We start from the raw sequence: 24,428 nt of genomic DNA, 5'->3' as shown, positions 1-24,428 counted from the left end.
CGGCCAGGTGGGCGCTCCTACCGTGGATGGTTCACAATGCGCTTTCCGGGACGGCAGGATCCCGACCGCGCCGGGCGTCGGGAGGACACATGGGCAGGGACGTCTCACAGGGCGCCTTCACCCGGGAGGACCGCGTCCGCTACCGGCAGAAGGTCCGGCGCTGCCTGGACGTCTTCGCCCTGATGCTGGACGACTTCGGCTTCGACGCCGACCGACCGATGACCGGCCTGGAGATCGAACTCAACCTGGTCGACTCGGCGGCCGAGCCGGCGATGCGCAACGAGGAGATCCTCGCCGACATCGCCGATCCGCTCTTCCAGACCGAGCTGGGGCAGTTCAACCTGGAGCTGAACGCCGAACCCCGACTGATCGAGGGCGACGGCTTCGCCGACTACGAACACGACCTGCGGGGCAGCCTCTCCCGGGCCGACGAGCGCGCGGCCAAATCCGACGCGAAGATCGTCCTCGTCGGCATCCTGCCCACTCTCACCGAGGGTCACCTGGTCGAGGACAACCTGTCCACCAACGAGCGCTACCGGGTGCTCAACGACCAGATCGTGGGTGCCCGGGGCGAGGACATCGAGCTCGACATCCGCGGTGTCGAGCAACTGCGGACGCACACCGACTCGATCGCCCCCGAGGCCGCCTGCACCAGCCTCCAGTTCCACCTCCAGGTGGCGCCGGACAGCTTCGCCGACTACTGGAACGCGTCGCAGGCCATCGCCGGCGTGCAGGTGGCGATCGGGGCGAACTCCCCTTTCCTGTACGGCCGTCAACTCTGGGCCGAGACCCGGATCGCCCTCTTCGAGCAGGCCACCGACACCCGTCCCGACGAGCTCAAGGCCCAGGGCGTACGCCCCCGGGTGTGGTTCGGCGAGCGGTGGATCACCTCGATCTTCGACCTGTTCGAGGAGAACGTCCGCTACTTCCCGCCCCTGCTGCCGATCTGCGAGGACGAGGATCCGGTGGAGGTGCTGCACGCCGGCGGTGTTCCCCAGCTCGGTGAGCTGCGGCTGCACAACGGCACCGTCTACCGGTGGAACCGCCCGGTCTACGACATCATGAACGGCCGCCCGCACCTGCGTGTGGAGAACAGGGTGCTGCCGGCCGGCCCCACCGTGGTGGACATGCTGGCCAACGCCGCCTTCTACTTCGGCCTGGCCCGTGGCCTTGCCGAATCGGACCGGCCGATCTGGAGCCAGCTCACCTTCAGCTCCGCCGAGGAGAACTTCCACGCCGCCGCCCGCCGTGGCCTGGACGCCGTGCTGCACTGGCCCCGGGTGGGGGATGTGCCGGTCACCAGGCTGGTCCTGGATCAGTTGTTGCCCACCGCGGCGGCCGGCCTGGACGGGTTCGGGGTCGCCGCGGCCCAGCGGGACCGGCTGCTCGGCATCATCGAGCAGCGCTGCCGGACCGGCCGTAACGGCGCCGTCTGGCAGACCGAGGCGGTCTGGGCCGCCGAGCGGCGCCGGGGAATGGACCGGTCCGCCGCGCTGCACCACATGATCCAGCGGTACGCGGAACTCCAGCGCGGCAACGAGCCGGTGCACACCTGGCCGGTCGACTGACGACGACGCCGACGAGCTGCGTTAGTCGGTGGTCGGGCGGGTGGTGCGTGGGGTCGACCGGCTGCGCCGGGTGCTCGGGGCCGGGGCCTTGGTTGTCTCGCCGCCGGCCGGGTCGGAGAGGTCCGGGGCCGTACGCGGTGCCGGCACCCGGGGTACGGCGGTCGCGTCGTGCGTCCGACGTCCCGCCCCGGTCGTCGGTGCGGTGCCTGTCTCTGTCCTGGCGCGACGGTCGCCGGTGCCGGGAGCCAACGACTCGGACCCGGCCTCAACGGTCGGGGTCGGGTCGGGGCTGGTGGCCGGAGCTGCACCGGTTCGAGGGGCGGGATCCGTTTCCGCGGCAGCCACGCCCCGGGCAGCGGCCCGGTTCCGGTCGGCCCGCTCGGCGAGCACGGCGATCAGCACCGAGCCGCCGACGCCGGCGATCACCGCGTACGGGGCGATCAGTTGGGTGGACAGCTGTGCCGGGCCGAGCGCCGACCAGCGCGGCAGGGTGGTCAGGTAGGCGAGCGCGACGAGCAGTGGACCGGCCGCACCGGATGCCGCCGCACCGACCCGGTGCCCGGTCGACCGGGCGGCCCGCCGCGCCGCCAGCGCACCGATCAGCAGCGCGGGGACGAGCGCCAACAGCGCGCCCGGCCAGTAGAGCTGGTCACCGATCCAGTACCGCGGGTGGTCCGGGTCGAGCTGCCAGGTGCCGAGCTGTGCGCCGGTCAGCCCGCGTCCGACGCGTACCCCGTCGACGACCGTGACCACCGCGAGTAGCCACAGCCAGGCGGCCGTCGCGGTCACGTTCAGCGCGGCGGTGCGGGAGCGCAGCGCCCAGAGCGCGACGAGCACGCCGATCAGGATGCCCAGGCCCGCGTGCACCGCGGCGACCCGTTGCGGTGCCCCGGTGTCGGCGCCCACCGCGACCCGCGCGGGCACGGCGACCAGCAGCACGGTGACCAGTCCGCCGGTCCCGGCGCCGAGTGCCACGGCGAGCCGTTCCAGCAGGCCACCGCGCTCGCCGGGAAGGGCCTCGGCCTCCGCCGCCGACCGGTCGCTGGTCGAGGTAGGACGGGCCGGCACCGCCGGACCGGTGTCGCCCACCGCCGCCGGATCATCCGTTCCGACGGTCGCCGGTTCCGGCCGATCCGAGCCGTCCGCTGGCGGTTCGGAAACGGCGAGGGACGCCGGCTGCCTGTCGGTCACGCCGAGGTGGGCCGGTACGGCCCGCCGGTGCAGCCGCTGCGCGCAGACCGCGCCCAGGACCGTCGAGCTGGCGGCGAGCCAGGTGGCCCAGGCGAGGGCGTCCGCCCATGCCGTCTGGGTGGCCCCGGCATCGGTGGGCGTCCAGGTGATGACGCCGAGCCCGTAGCCGAAGCCCAGTTGCGCGGCGCCAGCGCCGGCAGCGACCCCGATCGCCGTCACGATCGATACTCCCCAGCCCCGTCTGGCCATGCCGGGCAGCGTAGCCTCCCGTCGTCGGCGCGGCGAGTGGCAACGACCGGTCGTGGTCGACCGCCGGGCAGCGTGGTGGGCGGCAACGGGTACGGTCGCCGGAAATGGGGCGGTGGGCGGTATGACGGACGCGAACACGGGTCGGCAGGATTCCGCTGGTGGTGGCCGGGACGATGGTGGTCCTGGCCGGACCAGCGTGTTGCTGGGCGGCGGGCTGGCCGCCGTGCTCCTTGCCGCGATCGGAGCGACCGGTGGCTGGCTGCTGGCCGGAGACGACGGACCCGGGACGGATCCGCTGGCGGTGGCGACCGCGACCGGTGCATCGACCGGCCAGGTCACCGCGCCCCGGCCGAGCACCGCCGGGACCACCCCGTCGGCCCCCCGCACCGCCGCTACCGCTACGAAGGGCACCGGGCTGACCGTGCCGCCGGTGATCGGCACCGACTTCCTGCAGGCCCGCGACCTGCTACGCAAGCAGAAGCTGGGCTGGCGGCTGGTGTTCGGCACGGGCACCGGTCGTACGGTCGAGAGCACCTCGCCCACCGTGGGCACCGAGGTGGCGCGGGGCGCCTCGGTGCAACTCCACGTGGCCGGCCCGGCGCCGGCGGCCGAGGTGCCGGACGTGGTCGGCGACGACTGCTCCGATGCCGCCGCCGACCTGATCGACGAAGGGCTCTATCCCCGCTACCGGAGCGGACGCAGTGGTGAGGTCAGTCGGCAGGAGCCGGCCGAGAACGGCCCGGCCCGCTGGAATGACGAGGTCAGCATCTGGTGCGGGTCTGCTGCTCCACCCAGCCTGCCGAACCAGACTCCCACCCCCTGAGATTCTCGGCCGGCAGCCGCCCGGGACCGTGCGGCAGCACGCACCGGCGATCCGGTCGTGGCGACCGGCGACACCGGTCGGCGCCGGGCGGTTCGGGACGCTGATACCCGCCGGAAACGGTGCGGGCGGTTAGGTTAGCGGTCGAGGGCCGTGGCGCCCCCGGTTCGGTTCGGGAAAGGACGTGCGATGAGCGACGACCGCCAGGAGCCGCCCTCCGGGGAGCACGACGACGATTCGACCCGTCCCCTGCGGCCCGCCGGAGACCGGCCGGAGCCGCCACGACCGGCCGAGCCCGCCACGTCACCCCGCGCCGCGTCGCCAGATGAGACGGCGCCGATCGACCGCACCGTGCCGGTCGGCCCGACTGCGTCGTCCGACGAGACCATGCCGATCGACCGCTCCGCGTCGACCCGGCCGACTGCGTCGCCCGACGAGACCATGCCGATCGACCGCTCCGCGTCGACCCGGCCGACTGCGTCGCCCGACGAGACCATGCCGATCGACCGCTCCGCGTCGACCCGGCCGACTGCGCCGCCCGACGAGACCATGCCGATCGACCGCTCCGCGTCGGGTCAGCCGGGCACGTCGGCCGATCGGACCGCGCCGCTGCCCCCGGAGCGGGCAGCGCCGCCGTGGTCCGGGCGGGCGGAGGTGCGGACACCGCGACCGGCCGAGCCCGCCGGCGAGTGGTACGCCGAGGAGCAGGGTGGCCGGCGTTGGTGGCTGCCGATCCTCTGGGGCGTACTCGCGCTGCTGCTCGTGGGCCTGGTCGGGGCCGCGGTCTGGGTGGTGCTCGCCGCACAGGACGACGACCCGGACGAGCCAGCAGGCACGCCGTCGCGCCCACCGGCCAGTGCCACGACTGCCGCCGCGACCAGCGCGGCGCCCACCTCGGCGGCACCGACCAGTGAGTCGCCGAGCAGCTCGGTGCCCACCTCCGCGCCGGTCGAGACAACGGTGCCGCCACTGGCCGGCCTCCCGCAGGCAACCGCCGAAGGGCTGTTGGGCCGGCTCGGTCTGACCTACCGGGTGGTGTACCGCCCGTCCGAGCTGCCGCCGGGCACGGTGGTGGGCACCGAGCCGGACGCCGGCACGGCGGTCTCGCCCGACGAGGAGGTGCTGCTGGTCGTCTCCCAGGCCCGGCCCTCGACCGGCGTCAGTTCGACCGCGCCCGGCCCCACGGCGACGAACACACCCTGATGAGTACTCACCACATTCGACGGCGGGCGCCGACCAGGCCGAGGCCGACGAGCGAGATGGTGAGGCCGAAGATTCCGGACCAGAACAGGGAGCGGCGGACATCCGTCGCGGTGTGCTGGGCGGGAGCCGCCTCGGTGATCTCCTGCCGGCCGTCGGACTGACCGCCGGCGCCGGCCCCAGCCGCGGCGGTCGGATCGACGCCGTCCTGGGGGGTGCCCGCGCCGATCGAGCCGGGCTCTTCGTCCGTTGGCGGGTCGACGTCGACCACGGTGATCTCCGGTGCCGGCACCGGCGTCGTCAGCCGGGTTGACGACAGCGCCGGGTCGCGGACCAGGACCACGAGTGTGGTCACGGCCCCGAACAGGGTGAGCAGTGCGAGGGCGTAGGTGATACGGGAGCGGTGGTGCCGCCGCAGGGCGGGCTGATTGACCATGACCATCCCAGGCTCAGGGCCCTGGACGCGCGGGTGGAACGGTGCCGGGTGGGCGTACCGATTCTATGGCGACGGCACGCCCACCGGCGGCGGATCGCGGTGGTCAGCCCACCCGGACGGGAGTACGGACGACGGGACGCCGAGGCCGTACGGTGTGCGGGCGGGGCTCCGGCGCGGACTGCTGCACCTGTTGCAGCCCTTCCCGCTGGACGAAGATCGACCGGCGGGCGACCGCGTCGCCCGCGGAGTTCAACTCGTAGCCGTCGAGCCAGAGCCAACCGTCGTAGGTCGGCCAGTCGAGCACTCGGATCACCCGGTACCTGATGGGCCTGAGGAACTGGACACTCGCCGCGCGAGTCACGTTCAGTACGTCACCGGAGCGGGGAAGCACATGGGCTCCTGGGGGAGTCGGCCGGCGTTGGTGCCGGCGGTGACTGATCGGGGGAACGTCTCGGCCCGGTGACGGGGTCGCGCCTCGTGGACCTGTGGTGCGGATGGTGGTGGTCGGGCCGTACTCCGCTGGTGGCGTGCCGCCACCCGACCATCACCCGACTGCTTCCGGGAACCGCGCCCGCCGCCGCAGCTTGCCGGCTTGCAGCGGCGGGGTCTTTCCCCCGGAGCAGGTCTCGGTGTCGCTGGCCGGGCTCACGTCGCGTCGGCTTTTCCGGACCGGGTGGGATGACCACACCGGGGGACCGGACGGAGACGCTGAGTGATCCGAGCCATACGGACAGAGTGCATCAGGGACGTGCTTCATGCAAGTTGCACGTCGACTTTTGCCGATGCGTGAGTCGCGTGTCCAAAGCGCCGCTTGAAGCCATCGACGTCCGGGCGGCACACTGGGAGCCGGTTTCGCCCGTCGCGGCCGGCCGAGCACCGGTACCACCCCTCCGTCGCGAACGCTCGCCGGTCGACGGTCGCGCCCCCGGCGGGTGGCAGCCAGTGGCGCGTCGACCGGAGGTAGCCCGAGTGGGGTCGAGCAGCCAGCGGCGAGGATCAAGGACGCGGTGGTCGGGCCATGAGTGAGCGGCGAAGCCCGACCATCCGGCGGCGGCGGCTCGGTGCCGAACTGCGTCGTCAGCGGGAGTCCGCCGGGATCACCATCGAGGTGGTGGCCGAGCAGTTGGAGTGCTCGGCGTCGAAGGTCTCCCGCATCGAGACCGGGCACACCACGGCCACCCCGCGCGACGTCCGCGACATGCTGCGGATCTACGGCGTGGTGGGTGCCGAGAGCGACGAGCTCGTGCAGATCGCCCGGGAGGCCCGGCAGAAGGGCTGGTGGCACCCGTACAGCACGGTGCTGGTCGGGGCGTACGTCGGGCTGGAGGCCGCAGCGAGCTCGATCCGGGCGTACGAACAGCAGGTGGTGCCCGGTCTGCTGGAGACCGAGGAGTACGCCGGGGCGATGATCCGCGCCGCCCGTCCGGACTTCACCGCCGATCAGGTGCATCAACGGGTGCGTGTCCGTCTGGGTCGTCAGTCGTTGTTGACCCAGGACGATCCGGTCGATCTGTGGGTGGTGCTCGATGAGGCGGTGGTAAGCAGGCCGGTGGGCGGGGACGAGGTGATGCGCGGCCAGCTCAAGCGGCTGGTCGAGGTGGCCGAACTGCCGAACGTGACGTTGCAGATCCTGCCTTTCGAGGTGGGTGCGCACGCCGGCATGGACGGGACCTTCACGATCCTCAGCTTCCCTGAGCCCGGTGATCCGGATGTCGTGTACGCGGAGAACGCCACGGGTGGGCTCTTCCTCGAGAAGAGCGACGAACTGCAGAAGTACAGCTTCATCTTCGATCACATCCGCGCTGCGGCCATTCGTCCGGAGGAGTCCGTCGCACACATCGCAAAATTGGCAGAGGAGCCGTTGTGGAAATGGCGACCAAGGGGTTCCCCGTGGACCTGACGCAGGCAACGTGGTTCAAGAGCTCGAAGAGCGGGCCGAACTGCGACAACTGCGTGGAGGTGGCGTACGTGACCGGGGCGGTCGGGGTAAGGGACTCGAAGGACAAGGCCGGTCCGGCCCTGGTCTTCGCCCCGGGTGACTGGCACGCCTTCGTCGCCGTCACCCGAGGCGGTGCGTTCGGCTCGGCCTGACCAGGTGGTCACTGGGTCCCCGTCCGGTTCCGACCGGACGGGGACCTTCCCGTGCGCGGGGCGGCCGCCCCCGGGTGGTCGCCCCGGCCAGGTTGTGTCGGGACTCCCGTCGCCACAGCGGGTCCGTCTCGTTGAACCGGTCGGTACGGCGCAGGTCGACGACCTGCCGCACCGACCCGCAACCGAGCAAGGTAGGCGAGACGGATGACGACGATCGGGTCTGACAACCTCACCAACGGTCCGGGTAAGCCGGAGCGGTTCGGTGGCAAGTACCGCGGGGCGCGGCGCGACACCGTGCTGACCGAGGTGGTATCGACCGACGAGGAGTTGGGTGGGCGGGAGGGGCTGGCGTCCGAGAAGGCCGATCCGCCGCTCTCGCTGCCGTCACTGGACCCGAACCCGCTGGTCGAGCCGTCGTTCCCACCGGCCGGTTGGCCAATGGAGCCCACCGAGTCACTGGCGGACCATCCGTTGCTGCGTGGTCTGCTGATGGAGTTGCCGCCGAAGGGCAGCGTGCCGCCGGTCGGCTGGTTGGACCGCTGGTTCGAGGCCACCCGGGCGATCCTGGAGTTGCTGTACGTGCAGGGGCCGGGCCGCTCGCGCTGACTGCGGCGGGTCCGACCGGACGCGTTCGGCGAGCCGGCTGTGCCGTAGTGCGTGCCGGACGCCGATGGCGATGACCGTGAGCGCACCCACGGTGATCGCCGGCCCGGTGACACCGGGCTCGGCACCGAGGTCGGCACCGGCCGCCGTGATCAGCGCCGGCACCGTGGCCAGGGCGGTGACCTGCACCGGCAGCCCGACGAGCGGGTGAGCCGTGGCGGCGCGCAGCCCGTGCGGAGCGGGAGTGGCGGGCGCGCTGGCGAACGCGCCGACCCCGGCCCGCAGCCGGCGGATCCGCCGTACGGAGCAGACCGCCGCCACCACCGTCGGGCCGGCGGCCAGGGTGAGCCCGGCGGCGGCCCGGTCGACCGGCGCGGCGCCGGCGCTGAGCAGCCCGGCGACGAGTGTCGCGGCGGTGAGCGCCACGCCGGTCAGAACGAGCGCGAGCAACCATCCGGTACGTCGACGTAGCGCGCGGGTGGTGCGCAGCGACGGCAGCCCGTCGGCCACGGCGCCCGCGGCCAGCCAGATGACGGTGACCGGCAACAGGATGGTGAGCTGACTCTCCATGTCGGAAAGTCTTCGCCGGCCGGCGGCGAGGCGAATCCGGGCCGGTCCCCCGCTCGACCCGGACGTCGGGCCCGTAGGGGCATCCCACCGGTGTTATGGACGTTTCGACATGTTCATCTGCCCCGGGTGCGGATCTACCCTCGGCTCGATCGGCAATTGTCGATCGATGTGGGATCGGCGGCTGCGTTTCCCCGCCGGTCGGAGGGAGGTAGGGAGATGGGTCTTCCACGCAGGTCCGTACTGGTCGGGGTGGCCACGGCGACCGTGTTGGCCATCGGTACGCCAGCCCTGGCCGCCGAGCCCGTCGGCGTGGTCCGGGCGGCCGGCGGGGCCACCGCCGTACCGGGCAGCTACATCGTCGTCCTGAACGACAGCGCCGTGCAGCGCAGCCGCGTCGGGGACACCGCACAGCGGCTGGCCGGCCGGCACGGCGGCACGGTGGCCCGCACCTACGCCACGGCGCTGCGCGGCTTCGAGGTCACCGTCGACGCGAGCGCGGCGGCACGCATCGCGGCCGACCCGGCGGTGGCGTACGTGGAGCAGAACCACACCGTGGCGATCTCCGGAACGCAGGCCAACCCGCCCTCCTGGGGCCTGGACCGGATCGACCAGCGCAACCTGCCGCTGGACAGCTCCTACACGTACCCGAACACGGCGGGCAACGTGCACGCCTACATCATCGACACCGGCATCCGCTTCACCCACACCGACTTCGGTGGCCGGGCCACCTCCGGCTACGACGCCGTCGACGGCGGGTCGGCCGACGACTGCAACGGGCACGGCACGCACGTCGCCGGTACCGTCGGCGGATCCGCGTACGGGGTCGCAAAGGCCGTGCAGCTCGTCGGCGTACGCGTGTTGAACTGCTCCGGCAGTGGCACCAACGCCGGTGTGATCGCCGGCGTCGACTGGGTCACCCAGAACGCGATAAAGCCGGCGGTGGCGAACATGAGCCTCGGCGGTGGCGCGAACAGCTCGTTGGACACCGCCGTTCGCAACTCGATCGCGTCCGGCGTGACGTACGGCCTGGCGGCCGGCAACGACAACGGTGCGAACGCCTGCAACACCTCACCGGCCCGCACCACGGAGGCCATCACGGTGGGCTCGACGACCAGCTCGGACGCCCGCTCGTCGTTCTCCAACGTCGGCACCTGCCTGGACATCTTCGCCCCCGGCTCGTCGATCACCTCGGCCTGGTACAGCAGCGACACCGCGACCAACACGATCAGCGGCACCTCGATGGCCACACCGCACGTGGTCGGTGCGGCCGCTCTGGTCGCGAGCGCCAACCCGAGCTGGACCCCGCAGCAGGTCCGCGACCAGTTGGTCGCCAACGCCACCCCCAACGTGGTGACCAACCCGGGCTCGGGCTCGCCGAACCGGTTGCTCTACGTGGGCACCGGCACCACCCCGCCGCCGCCCCCGCCGCCGACCGGCTGCACCGGCACCAACGGCACCGACGTGGCGATCCCGGACGCCGGTGCGGCGGTGACCAGCGCGATCACCATCGCCGGCTGCGGCCGGAACGCCTCGTCGAGCTCCAGTGTCGCGGTGAACATCGTGCACACCTACCGCGGTGACCTGGTGATCGACCTGCTCGCACCGGACGGCAGCGCCTACCGGCTGAAGAACAGCAGCTCGGACAGCGCGGACAACGTGATCACCACGTACACGGCCAACGTCTCCGGTGAGGCCGCCGACGGCACCTGGCGGCTTCAGGTGCGCGACGTGTACTCGGCCGACACCGGCTACATCAACAGCTGGACCCTGACCGTTTGACCTGTCTCCCACGGCCGAGGCCCCACCCGACGTCCCGGGTGGGGCCTCGTGCCGTACGGATGCGGTCAGACCGCGAAGGTCGACAACCGCTCGGTGGCCGGCTCTGGCGGGCGGGGCTTCCACAGGCCGGTCTTCTGTCCGGCGAGCCGGGTCAGGTAGGCCGGGTTGAGGATGACGTAGCGGCGCCAGAGCCGCCTCGGCTCCAGACCGAGCCGCCAGAACCACTCCAGGCCGGCGCGCTGCATCCATGGCGGCGGCTGCCGCAGCAGCCCCGCGTGGTAGTCGAAGGCCGCGCCGACCGCCATCAGCGGCATGTCGAGCAGCGGCCGCATGGCGTACGCGAAGACCTCCTGGCGCGGGCAGCCGAGACCGACCAGGACCAGCCGGGCGCCGCTGGACCGGATCCGGTCGGCGATCTCGACGTCCTCGCCGGGCTGGACCGGGCGGAACTTGGACGGCTCCACCCCGGCGATCTTCAACGCTGGGAACATCCGCTCCAGGGCCGGGATCAGCTTGGCGAGGGTCTCCTCGGTCGAGCCGTACAGGTAGACGGGCAGGCCCTCGTCGGCGAAACGGGCGAGCACGTGCAGGGTCAGGGTCGGCCCGTAGACGCGGTCGGTGAGCCCCGCGTGGTGCAGCAGGTTGAGTGCCCAGCGCACCGGCTGACCGTCCGGCGTGACCACGTCGAAGGAGTTGAGCCGCGCGTTGTGCGCCCGATCCAGGACTCCGGTCATCACGCCGTGCACGGCCAGCGCCGTCAACGCGAGTGGACGCCGCTCGTGCGCCGCGCTCACCACCGCCTCGGTCGCCGTGTCGTAGTCCGTGGCGTCGACCAGGACGCCAAGCACGTTGCGCTTCGTCTGATCGGTCACGGCTTGGGCATCCACTTGTCCACGTTGGCCTCGTAGATCTCGCGCAGGATCATCGGCACGTCATAAGTGATCTTCCAGTCCGGGTACTGCTGCTCGAACCGGGCCATGCTGCTGACGTACCACTGGTGGTCGCCGGTGCGGTTCTGTTCGACGTAGTTGATCCGCGCCTCGCGACCGGTGATCTCCTCGGCGATCCGGAACGCCTCGATGTGCGAGGTGTTGGAGTGCCGGCCTCCGCCGAGGTTGTAGACCTCCGCCGAGCGCGGTGCCCGGAAGAACGCCTCGAACGCGGTCAGCACGTCACGCGAGTGGATGGCGTCGCGGACCATCTTTCCCTTGTAGCCGAACAGGTTGTACGTCCGGCCCTCCATCACGCAGCGCATCAGGTACGCCAGGAACCCGTGCAACTCGGCCGCCGAGTGCCCCGGGCCGGTCAACGTGCCGCCCCGGAAACACGCGGTCTTCATGTCGAAGTACCGCCCGTACTCCTGGACCATCACGTCCGCGGCGACCTTGGACGCGCCGAAGACCGAGTGCAGCGAGTTGTCGATCGACATCTCTTCGGTGATGCCCCGGTGCCAGCGGTGGTCCTCCGGCAGCTCGTAGCGGGTCTCCAGCTCGACCAGCGGCAGGCTGTTGGGCCGGTCGCCGTAGACCTTGTTGGTCGAGCAGTGGATGAACGCCGCGTCGATCGCGTGCAGCCGGGTGTTCTCCAGGATGTTGAGCGTGCCGCCGGCGTTCACGTCGAAGTCCGTGTACGGCTCCTTGGCCGCCCAGTCGTGACTCGGCTGTGCCGCGCTGTGGATCACCACGGCGATGTCCGAGGAGTACTTCTTGAAGACCTGCTCCAGGCCGTCGCGGTCCCGGATGTCCACGGCGAAGTGGGTGTACGCGCCGCCCAGATCACGGGTCAACCGCTCCAGACTCCACTTGGTGGAGCCGTCCTCGCCGAAGAAGTACCGGCGCATGTCGTTGTCGATGCCGACGACGTCCAGACCGAGGCCGGCGAAGTGCCGGACCGCCTCCGAACCGATCAGACCGCCCGATCCGGTCACCAACGCGACACTCACACGCCACCCCTGGTCCATCGGAGGAAGAGACCTTCGGAGCATAGCGTGATGCCCGGCACGCCCCGATATGACGGAAGGGCCCCGCATACCGCGGAGCCCTCGTCTGTGGTGGGGATGGGGGGAGTTGAACCCCCACGCCCTTTCGGGCACACGGACCTGAACCGTGCGCGTCTGCCATTCCGCCACATCCCCGTGGCACGACCCGGAACACTGTAGCCGCCCCGGACCCGCTGTCTCCAACAGGCCCCGGAGATACTACGCTGTCACCGGCACTCGCCACGAGCGGTTACCGTTCGTGACGGACGAAAGAGTAGCACGGTAGTTCCGGCCTACCCGAACGGGCCGGTAGCAGGCGGCCGAGCGGCGTGTGAGCTGCGCGCGCGCCGGCCGGATACCATCATGTCCTCGGGACCCGAGGAGGAGCCGGTGAGCGTGCTGCAACGCTTCGAGAAGCGTCTGGAAGGCCTGGTGGAAGGGGCTTTCGCCAAGGTTTTCAAAGGGGTGGTCCACCCCGTGGAGATCCTCAACGCCATGCAGCGGGAGGCCGAGGCGCACAAGGCGATCCTCGCCGGTGGGCGCACGTTGGTGCCCAACCGCTACGTGATCGATCTCTCGCCGTTCGACCACAGTCGGCTGGCGCCGTACGCCGCCGCGCTGGCCCAGGAACTGGCCCAGTCGCAGGCGGAGTTCATCGGCGAGCAGGCCTGGACGGTCTACGGCGACGTGATCGTTGAGATCGAGCGGGGTGAGGGCCTGGACACGGGCATGTTCCGGGTCACGGCGGAGGTCTACACCGGTGGCGAGGTCGCCCCCGTGTCGGCACCCGGCTACGACGCCGGTCCGCCCGCCTACCCCACGTACGACCAGGGTGGTGGCTACGGCCCGCCGCCAGGGCACGGTGGCACCCGCAACGTCCGGCTGGTTTCGGGCGACGGGCGCACCTACCCCCTCCAGATGGGGTCGACGGTGATCGGTCGCGGCGACCAGGCCAACCTGCGCCTGCCCGACGTCGGCATCTCCCGGCGACACGCCCGGCTGGATTTTGATGGCGGCCAGGTTGTGCTGACCGATCTGGGGTCGACCAACGGCACCATGGTCAACGGCCAGCGGGTCTCCGCGGTCGCCCTCAACCCCGGCGACATGGTCCAGCTCGGCACCACGACACTGACCTTCCGCGTGGACGGCTGACCCGCCTTGCCGGAGCTGGTCATCACCGTCGCCCGGTTCGGTTTCCTCATCCTGCTGTGGATCTTCGTGTTCACGGTGGTCGGCGTGATCCGCCGGGACCTCTTCGCGGGGGCCCGGTCCGGTCGCCTGGTGGCGGCGCCGCGTGCGGTGGGCGCCTCGACGGGGCAGGCGGCCAAGCCGGCGAAGGTGAAGCGGGGCAGGGCGGCACACCAGATGGTGGTGACCGCCGGCCAGTTGGCCGGCACCCGCATCACTCTCGGTGAAGCGCAGATCACCATCGGTCGGGCCGAGGACTCCACCCTGGTCATCACCGACGACTACGCCTCAGCGCGGCACGCCCGGCTCGTGCCGCGCGACGGGCAGTGGTTCGTCGAGGACCTCGGCTCGACTAACGGCACTTACCTAGATCGCGCTAAGGTCACCGGACCAACCCCCGTCCCCCTCGGCGTGCCGATCCGGATCGGCCGCACTTCCCTCGAATTACGGCCATGACTCTGACCCTGCGCTATGCGGCCCACAGCGACCGCGGTCTGATCCGAGACGGTAATCAAGACTCCGTCTACGCCGGGCCGCGGCTACTCGCCGTCGCCGACGGCATGGGCGGCATGGCCGCCGGTGACGTCGCCAGCAACATCGTCATCGGTGCCATGGCGCCGCTCGACGAGGACGTCCCTGGGGACGCTCTCGTCGACGCGTTGCGTTCGGCCGTGGGCACCGCCAACCAACAACTCCGCGACACGGTGGACGCCAACCCGCAGTTGGAGGGGATGGGCACCACGCTGACGGCGACCCTCTTCTCCGGCAGCAAGCTGGGGATGGTCCACATCGGCGACTCGCGGGCCTATCTCGTGCGCAACAACGAGTTCGCGCAGATCACCAAGGACGACACGTACGTCCAGATGCTGGTCGACGAGGGCCGGATCAGCGCCGAGGAGGCGAGCAGTCACCCACAGCGGTCACTGCTGACCCGCGCGCTGGACGGCCGGGACATCGACCCCGAGTACTCGGTACGCCAGGTGCTGCCCGGCGACCGGTACCTGATCTGCAGCGACGGTCTCTCGGGCGTGGTCAGTGCCGACACCATCGGCGAGACCCTGCGCGAGTACCCCGACCCGCAGCAGTGCGTCGAGCGGCTGGTGCAGCTCGCGCTGCGCGGCGGCGGTCCGGACAACATCACGGTGATCATTGCCGACGCCACCGATCACGACATCGTCGAGGCGACCCCGATCGTCGGTGGCGCCGCCGCCCGCGACCGTGGCATGGCCACCTCCGCCGACGACTCGACCCCGGCCGCCCGGGCCTCGGCGCTCTCCCCGCCGCGTCCTCCCGCGCCCGAGGAGCCGGCGGCCGGTGACGACGATTCGGAGCGGCCGAAGCGCCGACCGGTGCGGACCACCGCGATGGCGCTGGCCCTGCTGGTGATCATCGGCGGCGGCGTCTTCGCCGGCTGGACGTACACCCAGCGGCAGTACTACGTGGGTGCCACCGAGGGGGGGCAGGTCGCCGTCTTCCGGGGCATCCAGGGTGAGATCGCGGGAGTGGACCTCTCCACGGTGCACCGCACCAGCGGCACCAGGCTGGACGACCTCACCGTGGCGGCGCAGGACACCGTCAAGGTGGGCATCCGAGCCAAGAGCGAGCCGGACGCCGAGCGCCAGCTGGCCGAGCTGACCAGCGACACTCCGAGCAATCCCAACCTGAAGCCGATCTGCCCGCCCGACCCGACCGCGACGGGTGGCGCGCCGACTTCGACCCCGACCCCGGCCCCGGTCGGAACGACCCCGGCGCCGAACGGCAGCCCCACTGCCAGCAGTTCGGCGACGCCCGAGGGGGTCGTCAGCGTAACTCCGACCGCGGATGCCACCGCCTCTGTCGGCGCGACCAGTCCGACCCCGACGCCCGATGCCACGCCCACCGACCCGGCCAGTCCGGCGCTCGACCCGGCTGGTTGCCGGTCTCCCGAGTGAGCGTCGGCTGAGATCCCGAGGATTCCACCCGTGACCGTAGCGGCCACACCGGCACCCTCGCCCGCGAACGCGGGCGAGCAGTCCGGCGTACGCCTGGCGCGGTCCCGCCGCAACGCCGAGCTGTCCCTGCTTCTGCTCGCCATGGTGCTGGTGGCCGCGTACTCCGCAACCGTGGAGGCGAACCTGCTGGACACGGTGACCCCGGACTTCTGGATACCCGCCGCCTCGCTCGGCGCGGTCTTCCTCGGTCTGCACCTGGTCATCCGGTTCCTCGCCCCGTTCGCCGACCCGGCGCTGCTGCCGGCGGTGGCTCTGCTCAACGGCATCGGGGTGGGCTTCCTGCGCCGGATCGACCTGGGCGACGCCGACGCGGTAGACCGGGAGAGCCTGGCCAACTTCGCCGGGGTCGGCGGCCGGCAGTTGGCCTGGACGCTCGTCTCGGTGGTCCTCGCCGCCGGGTTGCTGGCGGTGATGCGTGACCACCGCTCGGTCTCCCGGTACGCGTACACCCTGGGTCTGGCCGGCATCGTGCTGGTGATGATCCCGGCGGTGCTGCCGAGGGCATACTCCGAGGTCAACGGCGCGAAGCTGTGGATCCTGATCGGTGGATTCTCGATCCAGCCTGGTGAGTTCGCCAAGCTGGCGCTGCTGGTCTTCTTCGCCTACTACCTCGTGCGCAAGCGGGAGGTGCTGTCGCTGGCCAGCCGGCGTTTCCTCGGCATCGACTTCCCGCGTGGCCGCGACCTCGGCCCGGTGGTCGTGGTCTGGTTGATCAGCGTCCTGGTGCTCGTGTTCGAGAAGGACCTGGGCACCTCGCTGCTCTACTTCGGCATGTTCGTGGTGACGCTCTACATCGCCACCGAACGGGTCAGCTGGCTGTTGATCGGCCTGGTGCTCTTCTTCGGTGGTGCGTACCTCGCCTACGTCCTCGGCGAGACGGTCGGCGGACCGTTCGCCAACTTCTACCTGCGCGCCGAGATCTGGCTCGATCCGTTCGCCGATCCGACCAACAAGGGCTACCAGCTGGTGCAGGGGTTGCTGGCGCTCGGCACCGGTGGCCTCTTCGGTGCCGGGCCGGGCGGCGGCCAGCCCGGCATCCTGCCCGAGGTGCAGAACGACTCGATCTTCGCCGGTATCGGTGAGGAGATCGGCCTCTTCGGGCTGTCCGCGCTGCTGGTCGTGTACCTGCTGATCGTGGAGCGGGGGCTGCGCGCCGCGCTCGCGGTGCGGGACTCGTTCGGCAAGCTGCTCGCCGGTGGTCTCGCGTTCACCCTCGGCCTGCAGGTCTTCGTGATCGTCGGCGGGATCAGCAAGCTCATCCCGCTGACCGGTCAGACCACCCCGTTCCTGTCCGCCGGTGGTTCGTCACTGATGGCGAACTGGCTGCTCATCGCGGTGCTGCTGCGGGTCTCCGACGGAGCCCGCCGGCCGGTCACCGGGGGCGGCGGCAAGGCCTCCCGGCCCGCCGCCGGCCCGCCCGAGCAGCTGCACGGTGCTCCGACGGAGGTGATCAAACCGTGAACGCGCCCCTGCGCCGTGTCGGTGTCGTCGTCATGGTCCTGTTCGGCCTGCTCTTCGCGAACCTCAACTGGGTGCAGGCGTACAAGGCCGACGAGTACCGCACCAGCGACTACAACGGCCGGGTCCAGGTCGCCGAGTACAAGCTCAAGCGCGGCAACATCGAGGCCGGCGGCACGGCGCTGGCCACCAGCAAGGAAACCACCGGCCAGCTGAAGTTCCAGCGCAGCTACCCGGGTGGGGCAAAGTACGCCCACGTGCTCGGCTACAAGCCGGTCAACCTGGCTGACGAGGGCATCGAACGCGTCGAGAACAGTTTCCTCGCCGGCACCAGCGACCAGCTGATCGGCGACCGGATCAAGGACATGTTCACCGGCAACGAGACCGCCGGCGGCAACGTGCTGCTCACCCTCTCCAAGCGGGCACAGGACGTGGCGTACGACCAGCTGCGCAGCAACCAGCCGGGGGTCAAGCGGGGCGCGGCGATCGCCATCGACCCGCGCACCGGGGCGGTGCAGGCACTGGTCTCCATGCCCAGCTTCGACCCGAACCCGCTGGTCAGTCACGACACCCAAGCGGCGGCGTTGGCGCAGGCCAAGCTGGAGCAGGATCCGGACGGCCCGTTGAAGAACCGTGCGCTCTCCGAGACGCTGCCGCCGGGCTCCACTTTCAAGATCGTGGTGGCGGCGGCGGCACTGGAGAACGGCGTCACCAAGACCACCGAGATCCCGGCCGGCTCCAGCTACACCCCGCCCACATCGGGCAGCCCGATCCGCAACGCCGCGCCGTCGATCTGCCCCGAAGCGCAGGTCACCCTGCTGGAGGCGGTCACCGAATCCTGCAACACCGGCTTCGCCCAGCTCGGCGTGCGGCTCGGCGCCGACACCATCAAGGAGAAGGCCAAGCAGTTCGGCTTCGAGCAGGACGACCTCACCGTCGGCGAGCTCGGCGAGGGCGGCCTGCGCACTGCTGCCAGCCGGACCGGGGCCATGCAGAACCCGGACGGCAGCACCGACCCGGCCGCACTGGCCCAGTCCTCGATCGGCCAGAACAACGTCCGGATGACCCCGCTGCAGGGCGCGATGATCGCTGCCTCGGTCGCCAACGGTGGGAGCGAGATGCGGCCGTACCTGGTCCGGCAGCTGCTCGCACCGGACCGGACCACCAGCTACTACACGGCCGATCCGAAGGAGCTGCGCCGGCCGGTCAGCGAGCAGGTCGCCGGCGACCTGCGCGACATGATGGTCAGCGTCGTCCAGAACGGCACCGGCAAGAAGGCCGCGATCGGCGGTTACACGGTCGGCGGCAAGACCGGCACGGCGCAGTCCGCGCCGGACCGGCCCGACCACGGTTGGTTCATCGGCTTCGCGTTGGACAAGAACGGCACCCCGATCTCCGCGGTCTGCGTGGAGCTGGAGCAGGCCGGCAGCGCCGGCAGTGCCGACGCGGCCCGGATCGGCGGCCAGATCATGCGGGCTGCCATCGCCGACCCCGGGGGCCGCTGACATGCTCAGCCCCGGCGTCCAGCTCGGCAACCGTTACCGTCTCGACGAGCGGATCGCCAGTGGCGGCATGGGCGACGTCTGGCGTGGCACCGACCAGGTGCTCGGCCGGACGGTCGCGGTCAAGAGCCTCCTGCCCGCACTGCTCGACGACCCGGACTTCGCCGAGCGGTTCCGCGGCGAGGCCCGGACCATGGCCACCATCAACCACCCGGGTGTGGTGGACGTCTACGACTTCGGCAACGACCAGCAGATCGCCTTCCTCGTCATGGAGTACGTCGAGGGCGACGCCCTGTCGTCCACGCTGAGCCGGGTCGGTCGACTGACTCCAGCCCGGACGATGGCACTCGTCGCGCAGGCCGCGGACGCGTTGCACGCCGCCCATGAGAAGGGCATCGTGCACCGCGACGTGAAGCCGGGCAACCTGCTGGTCCGGCCGAACGGCACGCTGGTGCTCACCGACTTCGGCATCGCCCGCTCCGACCTGGTCGGCCAGCTGACGGCCGCTGGTTCGGTGCTCGGTACGGCCTCGTACATCTCACCGGAGCAGGCCACCGGTCAGGTCGCCACCCCGGCGTCGGACGTGTACGCGCTCGGCGTGGTCGCCTACCAGTGCCTCGCCGGGCGGCGACCGTTCGAGGGCGACAACGCGCTCGACATCGCCATGCGACACGTCCGGGAGACGCCCAGACCACTGCCCGCCGACATCCCGCCGCAGGTCCGGGCGCTGGTTGAACGGGCGCTGGCGAAGGATCCGGCCGCCCGCTGGCCCAGCGCCGCCGCCCTCGCCGGCGTCGCCCGCCAGCTCAAGGCCGCGCTCTCCCAGCAGGCCAGGGCCGGCGGCCAGCCCGGGCCGGTCTCCGGGGCGCCGTCCTCACCCGCCGCACCCGGCCGGGCCCAGGTGCCGCAGGCGCAGCAGCTCCGCCCGCCGGCCGCCCCGCACCGCCCACCGGCCGTCGGGCAGCGGCCGACCGCGATCGCGCCGGCCCAGCAGCAGCTCCGCCCCACCACCGCCGCGCCGGCCGTCCCGCACGCCCGGCCGCCGGCGGCGACCGGTTACCCGCGCGGCGCCGCGGCGGTTCCGCCAGCTCAGAGCCGGCAGGAACACCAACCGGCGTACGTACGGCAGGCCGGCCCTGTGCCGCCACCGGAGCCCCGCCGGTCCCGGCCCGGAATGGTGCTTCTCGCCATCCTGCTGGCCGTACTGGTCCTGGTCTGCTCCGGCGTGATTTCCTACAAGCTGCGGGAGCAGTCGCAGGCCGGCGAACCCGGCGCGCCGACCCCGCACACCGTGACGTCCGGCGCGCTGGGGCTCGACGGACGCGACGATGCGACCCGGACGTCGTACCGTCTTGGAGTACGGCTCCAGCCGGACGACGGCGGGACGACGACGAGCGAAGGACGACAGACGCGATGACAGCGCAGGCCCGCCTGCTCGGTGGCAGGTACCAGGTCGGCGAGCTGCTCGGCTATGGCGGCATGGCCGAGGTGCATCGCGGTCGCGACCTCCGGCTCGGTCGGGACGTCGCGATCAAGATGCTCCGCACCGACCTCGCCCGGGACGCGACGTTCCAGATGCGGTTCCGTCGGGAGGCGCAGAACGCCGCCTCGCTCAACCACCCGGCGATCGTGGCGGTCTACGACACCGGCGAGGAGACCGCGCCCACCGGTGAGACGCTGCCGTTCATCGTCATGGAGTTCGTCAACGGACGGACCCTGAAGGAGGTGCTCGGCGCCGAGGGTCGCCTGCAGCCCCGCCGGGCGCTGGAGATCTGCGCCGACATGTGCGCGGCGCTGGAGTTCAGCCACCGGCACGGCATCATCCACCGGGACATCAAGCCGGGCAACGTCATGCTCACCCAGACCGGCCAGGTCAAGGTGATGGACTTCGGCATCGCCCGGGCGCTGGCCAGCGGCGCGACCACCATGACGCAGACCAGCGCGGTGATCGGCACGGCCCAGTACCTGTCCCCGGAGCAGGCACGCGGTGAGTCCGTGGACGCCCGTTCGGACGTCTACGCGGCCGGCTGTGTGCTCTTCGAGCTGGTCTGCGGGCACCCGCCGTTCGTGGGGGACAGCCCGGTCAGCGTCGCCTACCAGCACGTGCGGGAGGCTCCGCCGACGCCGAGTGACATCAACCCGGACGTCACCCCCGCGGTCGACGCGATCGTGCTGAAGGCGCTGTCGAAGAACCCGCTCAACCGCTACCAGAGCGCCGGCGAGATGCGGGCGGACCTGCTCCGTGCCGCAGCGGGCCGGCCGGTGCTGGCCACCCCGGTGCTGCGCGAGGCCGAAACGGTGGCGATGGCTCCGGCGGGCGGGGGCGGTTACCCGACCGGTGGCGGCGCGCCGACGACCCGGCAGATCCCGGCCCGGGTCGGTGACCCCCGCCAGCGCAGGGCGTCCTCCTGGCTGATCGCGTTGTTCAGCGCGGTCGGCGTGCTCGCGGTCATCGCGCTCGTCGCCGCCCTGATCTGGAGTCAGCAGAAGGGCAAGGACCTGACATCCGTGCCCACGGTCACCGGCAAGAGTCAGGTCGCCGCGATCACCGAGCTCCGCAACGCCGGTTTCCGGGCGCAGGCTGAGCCCATCCTGGCCAGCGACTGCACGGAGGGCAACGTCGTCAAGCAGAGCCCCGCGGCAGGTACCCAGCTGAAGCAGAACGAACTGGTGACTCTCCAGGTGTGTGGCGGGGCGCCAGAGGTCCGCATTCCCGCAGGGCTCAAGGGCAGCAAGCGGGAGAGCGCCATCGCCCGACTCCAGGAGGCGAAGCTCACCTACGACATCAAGACGGTGGATGGCGAGGCGAGTCAGGACGAGGTTCTCAGCGTCAGTCCGCCGGAGGGGCAGCTTGTCCCCGAGAGCACGAAGGTGACGCTCACGGTCTCGAACGGCAAGGTCCGCGACGTGCCGGACGTCGTGGGGCTGAGCTTGGACGAGGCCACCCGCGTCCTGCGCAACGAGGGTTTCACCGTCGTCCCCCAGGCCGGGCCGGAGGTGCCGGCCGCGGAGGCGGGAAAGGTCACCGACCAGAACCCGAAGGCGAAGGACAAGAAGCCGTCCGGTACGCGAGTGACCATCAAGGTCAGTCAGCCGGAGCCGGTCACCGACCCGACTCCCACCGGAACGCCGACGGGCACCCCGACGGCCACACCGCCCACCACCGGCGGAGGGGGCGGCACCGGTCAGCCGTTCCCGTTCCCGTTGCCACCGACCCGACTTCCGGAGGATTAGGCCGAAGCCCCCGGTGTCAGGTCGTGGCGAAGGCGGCCCGCCGGCGGGCGTCGACCTCGGCGGCTAGCGCCGGGGCGCGCTCCAGCGCCTCCCGGTGGCCGCAGACGGCGAGCCAGTTGGCCAACATCACGTGGCCACCCTCGGTGAGCACCGACTCCGGGTGGAACTGCACACCCTCGATCGGCAACGTCCGGTGCCGCATCGCCATCACGACGCCGGAACCGGTCCAGCCGGTGACCTCCAGCTCCTCGGGGAGCGTCTCGGGCAGCACGGCCAACGAGTGGTAGCGGGTGGCGGTGAACGGATCGGGCAGGCCGGTAAGCACACCGACCGAGTGGTGCCGTACCTCGGAGGTCTTGCCGTGCAGCAGCTCGGGGGCGCGGGTCACGGTGGCCCCGAACGCCTCGCCGATCGCCTGGTGGCCGAGGCAGACGCCGAAGATGGGCAGCTCACCCGCGTACTTCCGGATGACGTCCAGGCAGATCCCGGCCCGGTCGGGGCTGCCCGGGCCGGGTGAGAGCAGGATGCCGGCGGCACCCACCGTGCCGACTTCGGCGACGTCGATCTCGTCGTTGCGGCGGACCTCGCAGTCCACCCCGAGTTGGCCCAGGTACTGCACCAGGTTGAAGACGAACGAGTCGTAGTTGTCGATCACCAGGACGCGCATGGTCACCTGTTCGGGGAGGGGGGCGCGGAGTTGTTCCGGTTGGTGTCGTAGGGCAGCTCGTGCTCCTCGCCGGCCGGGGTCACCACGTTCCCGCCGCCCGGGTCCCCGGGAACGCCGGAGTCCTGGGTGACCTGGACGTCGTCGAAGGGCAGCAGCGGCTCGGCCCACGGAAACGCCACATACCAGAGCAGGGCAACCGTGGCGGTGGCGAGCAGCACCGAGCCAGCCAGCTTGCCGGCCAGGCCGAACGGGAGCTTGCGCCAGATGAACGCGTACATCGGATCAGCCTCCCAGCTCCGCCGGGCGGCCCGCCGACTTCGGTTCGGTCCGTTCCAGCTCGGCGTGGATGATCAAGCGCTGGTAGTTGTCGAACTTCGGGTTGCAGGTGGTCAGGGTGAGCATCCGCTTGGTCGGCTTCTCGTCCGGTTTGCCGGGGACCGCGGCAACCACCTCGACCTGGGTCGGCTTGACGATCTGCGTCTGTGACACCCGATAGACGTACCAGTCGGTCTTACCCTCGACCACGATGGCGTCACCGTCGTCCAGCTCGTCCAGCCGCCAGAAGGTGGCCCGGTTGCGGTGGCCGGCGACGGAGAAGTTGCCGATCTGGCCGGGCAGTGCGCTGGTCGGGTAGTGGCCCGGGGCGTACCGGATGTCGGCCTGGGTGACGCCCTCGACCACCACCCAGTTCTTGTCGAGCTTGGGGATGTAGAGCCCCGCGATCGGCTTGCCGCGCACCGGAGGCGACGGCTTGACGCTCGGGGCGGCTGACGGGACGACCGTCGGATCGTCGTTCGGGGCCCACGCCTGGGCGAGTTGCCGGTCGAGGTCGTTCTGGTGGGCGTCGACGATGGCCGACTTGCCCCAGACCTCGTAGCCGGCGAAGAGCAGCACCACCAGGCCGAAGGTGATCAGGACCTCGCCGGTGACCCGGATGCCGGTACGTACCCGGGAGGCGAGCGACGGGCGGGTGAGCTCCGAGTAGACGCTCTTGTAGCCCTCACCGGTCTGGTGTGGCCGGAGCTGCACCACCCGCTCGCCGCGTCGGGGCGCGGGCGGCTCGGCGGGGCTGTCTCCGGCGTCGGCCGGCCCGTCGGTCGGCGTACGCGGGACGGCGCCCATCAGCGCGGTGGAGTCCATGGCCGGCGGTCGAGCGGCGGGCCGGGCGGGCACGGCCGGGATCAGTTGGGTGGCGGCCGGATCCGCGGCGCGCCTGGGGGCGGCCGGGGAGACCGGAGCGGCCGGAGAGCCGGTCGCCCGGGCAGGACCGGAGCCGATTTTGGGAATGAGCGCGGTGGGCGCGTCACCGCCCGGTGGCGTCGGGGTGCGGGGAGTCGCCGGCGGCGTCGGGCTGCCGGGTGCCGCCGGCCGGGCCGGCGCTCCACCCGGGGTACCCGCGGCGGCCCTCGCCGTGCCGACTGGCGCGGTCGGTGCCGCGGGCGTGCCACTGGTGGCCGGCGGGCGGGTGGGCGCGGCGCCGGTCGGCGCGGCGCCGCTCGGTGCAGAGGGCGTGCCAGCGGTGGCCGGCGGTCGTGTCGGCGCGGCGCCGGTGGTCGGCGGGCGGGTCGGGGTGTTGCCGGGAACGGCCGACCGGACCGGTCCCTGGTGTGGTGTGGTCGGTTGGCCGGCGGTCGCGGGGGGACGCCCGTGACCAGCGGATGAGCCGAGCCCAGACGCTGCGGCGCCGCCGGGCCAGGGCGGCGGTGCCTCGCCGCTCGGGCGGTCGGGGGCACGCTGCGGGTCTGGCCGACCGGCGCTGGGCTGTGCCGGGCGGTCGGTGCGCGGGGGCTGCTCGGTGTCGCTGGCCGGGCGCGGAGCCGACCGCTCGTTCCGGGACGGGTTGGCTGCTGCCGGAGGCTCGGGGGCGCCAGGAGGGCGGGCGGCGGCGGGCCGGGCGGGCAGC

Annotated in this window: 23 protein-coding genes and 1 tRNA gene; 15 read left to right on the top strand and 9 right to left on the bottom strand. The window is 71.6% G+C overall.

The features are described 5' to 3' along the window. Positions 1-89 precede the first annotated feature (89 nt). Positions 90-1,568: a glutamate--cysteine ligase gene (locus ACLJN9_RS08555; protein WP_410810568.1), complete on the top strand. Its 1,479-nt coding sequence runs from the start codon at positions 90-92 to the stop codon at positions 1,566-1,568. Between the two features lie 21 nt (positions 1,569-1,589). Here ACLJN9_RS08555 and ACLJN9_RS08550 read toward each other — a convergent pair whose 3' ends face one another. Next, positions 1,590-3,008, bottom strand: coding sequence for a hypothetical protein (locus tag ACLJN9_RS08550; RefSeq protein WP_410810566.1), 1,419 nt, complete (start codon positions 3,006-3,008; stop codon positions 1,590-1,592). 121 nt (positions 3,009-3,129) lie between these two features. Between ACLJN9_RS08550 and ACLJN9_RS08545 the strand changes: the two genes are divergently transcribed. Together ACLJN9_RS08545 and ACLJN9_RS08540 are read left to right on the top strand one after the other, a co-directional pair. Next, complete coding sequence (locus tag ACLJN9_RS08545; RefSeq protein WP_410810565.1) at positions 3,130-3,831, top strand: PASTA domain-containing protein; 702 nt, start codon at positions 3,130-3,132, stop codon at positions 3,829-3,831. A gap of 186 nt (positions 3,832-4,017) precedes the next feature. Continuing rightward, positions 4,018-5,031, top strand: a complete 1,014-nt coding sequence (locus ACLJN9_RS08540; RefSeq protein ID WP_410810564.1) for a PASTA domain-containing protein — start codon at positions 4,018-4,020, stop codon at positions 5,029-5,031. Positions 5,032-5,038: 7 nt separating this feature from the next. On the opposite strand, the gene ACLJN9_RS08535 is transcribed toward ACLJN9_RS08540, so the two are convergent. Further along, entirely contained in the window at positions 5,039-5,470 is a 432-nt protein-coding gene (locus ACLJN9_RS08535) for a hypothetical protein (protein ID WP_410810562.1), read from the bottom strand. A 97-nt stretch (positions 5,471-5,567) separates the two neighbouring features. Then, on the bottom strand, positions 5,568-5,855 hold the full coding sequence (locus ACLJN9_RS08530; RefSeq protein ID WP_410810561.1) for a hypothetical protein: 288 nt from the start codon (positions 5,853-5,855) through the stop codon (positions 5,568-5,570). A 627-nt stretch (positions 5,856-6,482) separates the two neighbouring features. Between ACLJN9_RS08530 and ACLJN9_RS08525 the strand changes: the two genes are divergently transcribed. The 4 genes from ACLJN9_RS08525 (at position 6,483) to ACLJN9_RS08510 (ending at position 10,507) form a co-directional block, all read left to right on the top strand. Beyond that, complete coding sequence (locus ACLJN9_RS08525) at positions 6,483-7,364, top strand: helix-turn-helix domain-containing protein (RefSeq protein WP_030487606.1); 882 nt, start codon at positions 6,483-6,485, stop codon at positions 7,362-7,364. Beyond that, on the top strand, positions 7,334-7,555 hold the full coding sequence (locus ACLJN9_RS08520; RefSeq protein ID WP_410810560.1) for a DUF397 domain-containing protein: 222 nt from the start codon (positions 7,334-7,336) through the stop codon (positions 7,553-7,555). The genes ACLJN9_RS08525 and ACLJN9_RS08520 overlap by 31 nt, the downstream gene beginning before the upstream one ends. 204 nt (positions 7,556-7,759) lie before the next feature. Next, positions 7,760-8,161 (top strand): hypothetical protein, encoded by a 402-nt coding sequence (locus ACLJN9_RS08515; protein ID WP_410810559.1) that lies wholly within the window; start codon positions 7,760-7,762, stop codon positions 8,159-8,161. Positions 8,162-8,944: 783 nt separating this feature from the next. Further along, a complete protein-coding gene (locus ACLJN9_RS08510; RefSeq protein ID WP_410810557.1) occupies positions 8,945-10,507 on the top strand; it encodes a S8 family peptidase in 1,563 nt (520 codons plus the stop codon). A 65-nt stretch (positions 10,508-10,572) separates the two neighbouring features. On the opposite strand, the gene ACLJN9_RS08505 is transcribed toward ACLJN9_RS08510, so the two are convergent. The 3 genes from ACLJN9_RS08505 to ACLJN9_RS08495 all read right to left on the bottom strand — a co-directional run bounded on the left by ACLJN9_RS08505 (position 10,573) and on the right by ACLJN9_RS08495 (position 12,641). Beyond that, the gene (locus ACLJN9_RS08505) at positions 10,573-11,379 is read right to left on the bottom strand and encodes a WecB/TagA/CpsF family glycosyltransferase (protein ID WP_410810556.1); all 807 of its coding nucleotides are present in this window, start codon (positions 11,377-11,379) and stop codon (positions 10,573-10,575) included. After that, on the bottom strand, positions 11,376-12,491 hold the full coding sequence (locus tag ACLJN9_RS08500) for an NAD-dependent epimerase/dehydratase family protein (protein ID WP_410810555.1): 1,116 nt from the start codon (positions 12,489-12,491) through the stop codon (positions 11,376-11,378). The genes ACLJN9_RS08505 and ACLJN9_RS08500 overlap by 4 nt, the downstream gene beginning before the upstream one ends. A gap of 64 nt (positions 12,492-12,555) precedes the next feature. Further along, positions 12,556-12,641: transfer RNA gene (locus ACLJN9_RS08495), tRNA-Leu, on the bottom strand. Between the two features lie 207 nt (positions 12,642-12,848). On the opposite strand from ACLJN9_RS08495, the gene ACLJN9_RS08490 reads away from it, so the two are divergent. From ACLJN9_RS08490 to pknB, 7 genes are read left to right on the top strand one after another with little or no spacing between them, the layout of a single operon-like run. Continuing rightward, positions 12,849-13,637, top strand: a complete 789-nt coding sequence (locus tag ACLJN9_RS08490; protein WP_410810554.1) for an FhaA domain-containing protein — start codon at positions 12,849-12,851, stop codon at positions 13,635-13,637. A gap of 6 nt (positions 13,638-13,643) precedes the next feature. Then, the gene (locus ACLJN9_RS08485) at positions 13,644-14,129 is read left to right on the top strand and encodes an FHA domain-containing protein (protein ID WP_319460637.1); all 486 of its coding nucleotides are present in this window, start codon (positions 13,644-13,646) and stop codon (positions 14,127-14,129) included. Next, entirely contained in the window at positions 14,126-15,604 is a 1,479-nt protein-coding gene (locus ACLJN9_RS08480) for a protein phosphatase 2C domain-containing protein (protein WP_410810552.1), read from the top strand. The genes ACLJN9_RS08485 and ACLJN9_RS08480 overlap by 4 nt, the downstream gene beginning before the upstream one ends. 30 nt (positions 15,605-15,634) lie before the next feature. Then, positions 15,635-17,125, top strand: a complete 1,491-nt coding sequence (locus ACLJN9_RS08475; RefSeq protein WP_410810550.1) for an FtsW/RodA/SpoVE family cell cycle protein — start codon at positions 15,635-15,637, stop codon at positions 17,123-17,125. Next, entirely contained in the window at positions 17,122-18,627 is a 1,506-nt protein-coding gene (locus tag ACLJN9_RS08470; RefSeq protein WP_410810549.1) for a peptidoglycan D,D-transpeptidase FtsI family protein, read from the top strand. Before ACLJN9_RS08475 ends, ACLJN9_RS08470 begins: the two co-directional genes overlap by 4 nt. A gap of 1 nt (position 18,628) precedes the next feature. After that, positions 18,629-20,041, top strand: coding sequence for a protein kinase domain-containing protein (locus tag ACLJN9_RS08465; protein ID WP_410810548.1), 1,413 nt, complete (start codon positions 18,629-18,631; stop codon positions 20,039-20,041). After that, on the top strand, positions 20,038-21,858 hold the full coding sequence (pknB, locus tag ACLJN9_RS08460) for a Stk1 family PASTA domain-containing Ser/Thr kinase (protein ID WP_410810546.1): 1,821 nt from the start codon (positions 20,038-20,040) through the stop codon (positions 21,856-21,858). Before ACLJN9_RS08465 ends, pknB begins: the two co-directional genes overlap by 4 nt. Before the next feature lie 16 nt (positions 21,859-21,874). Here pknB and ACLJN9_RS08455 read toward each other — a convergent pair whose 3' ends face one another. From ACLJN9_RS08455 to ACLJN9_RS08445, 3 genes are read right to left on the bottom strand one after another with little or no spacing between them, the layout of a single operon-like run. Beyond that, a complete protein-coding gene (locus ACLJN9_RS08455) occupies positions 21,875-22,525 on the bottom strand; it encodes an aminodeoxychorismate/anthranilate synthase component II (RefSeq protein WP_410810545.1) in 651 nt (216 codons plus the stop codon). 2 nt (positions 22,526-22,527) lie between these two features. Then, entirely contained in the window at positions 22,528-22,803 is a 276-nt protein-coding gene (locus ACLJN9_RS08450; protein ID WP_410810544.1) for a hypothetical protein, read from the bottom strand. Between the two features lie 4 nt (positions 22,804-22,807). Continuing rightward, positions 22,808-23,665: a class E sortase gene (locus ACLJN9_RS08445; RefSeq protein WP_410810543.1), complete on the bottom strand. Its 858-nt coding sequence runs from the start codon at positions 23,663-23,665 to the stop codon at positions 22,808-22,810. On the opposite strand from ACLJN9_RS08445, the gene ACLJN9_RS08440 reads away from it, so the two are divergent. Beyond that, complete coding sequence (locus ACLJN9_RS08440) at positions 23,664-24,176, top strand: hypothetical protein (RefSeq protein ID WP_410810542.1); 513 nt, start codon at positions 23,664-23,666, stop codon at positions 24,174-24,176. The genes ACLJN9_RS08445 and ACLJN9_RS08440 overlap by 2 nt on opposite strands. Positions 24,177-24,428: the final 252 nt, after the last annotated feature.

It is taken from the genome of Micromonospora sp. 067-2, from assembly GCF_046549295.1.
In the GTDB taxonomy this organism is placed as follows: Bacteria; Actinomycetota; Actinomycetes; order Mycobacteriales; family Micromonosporaceae; genus Micromonospora.
This window is presented reverse-complemented; position numbering and strand designations above follow the sequence as displayed.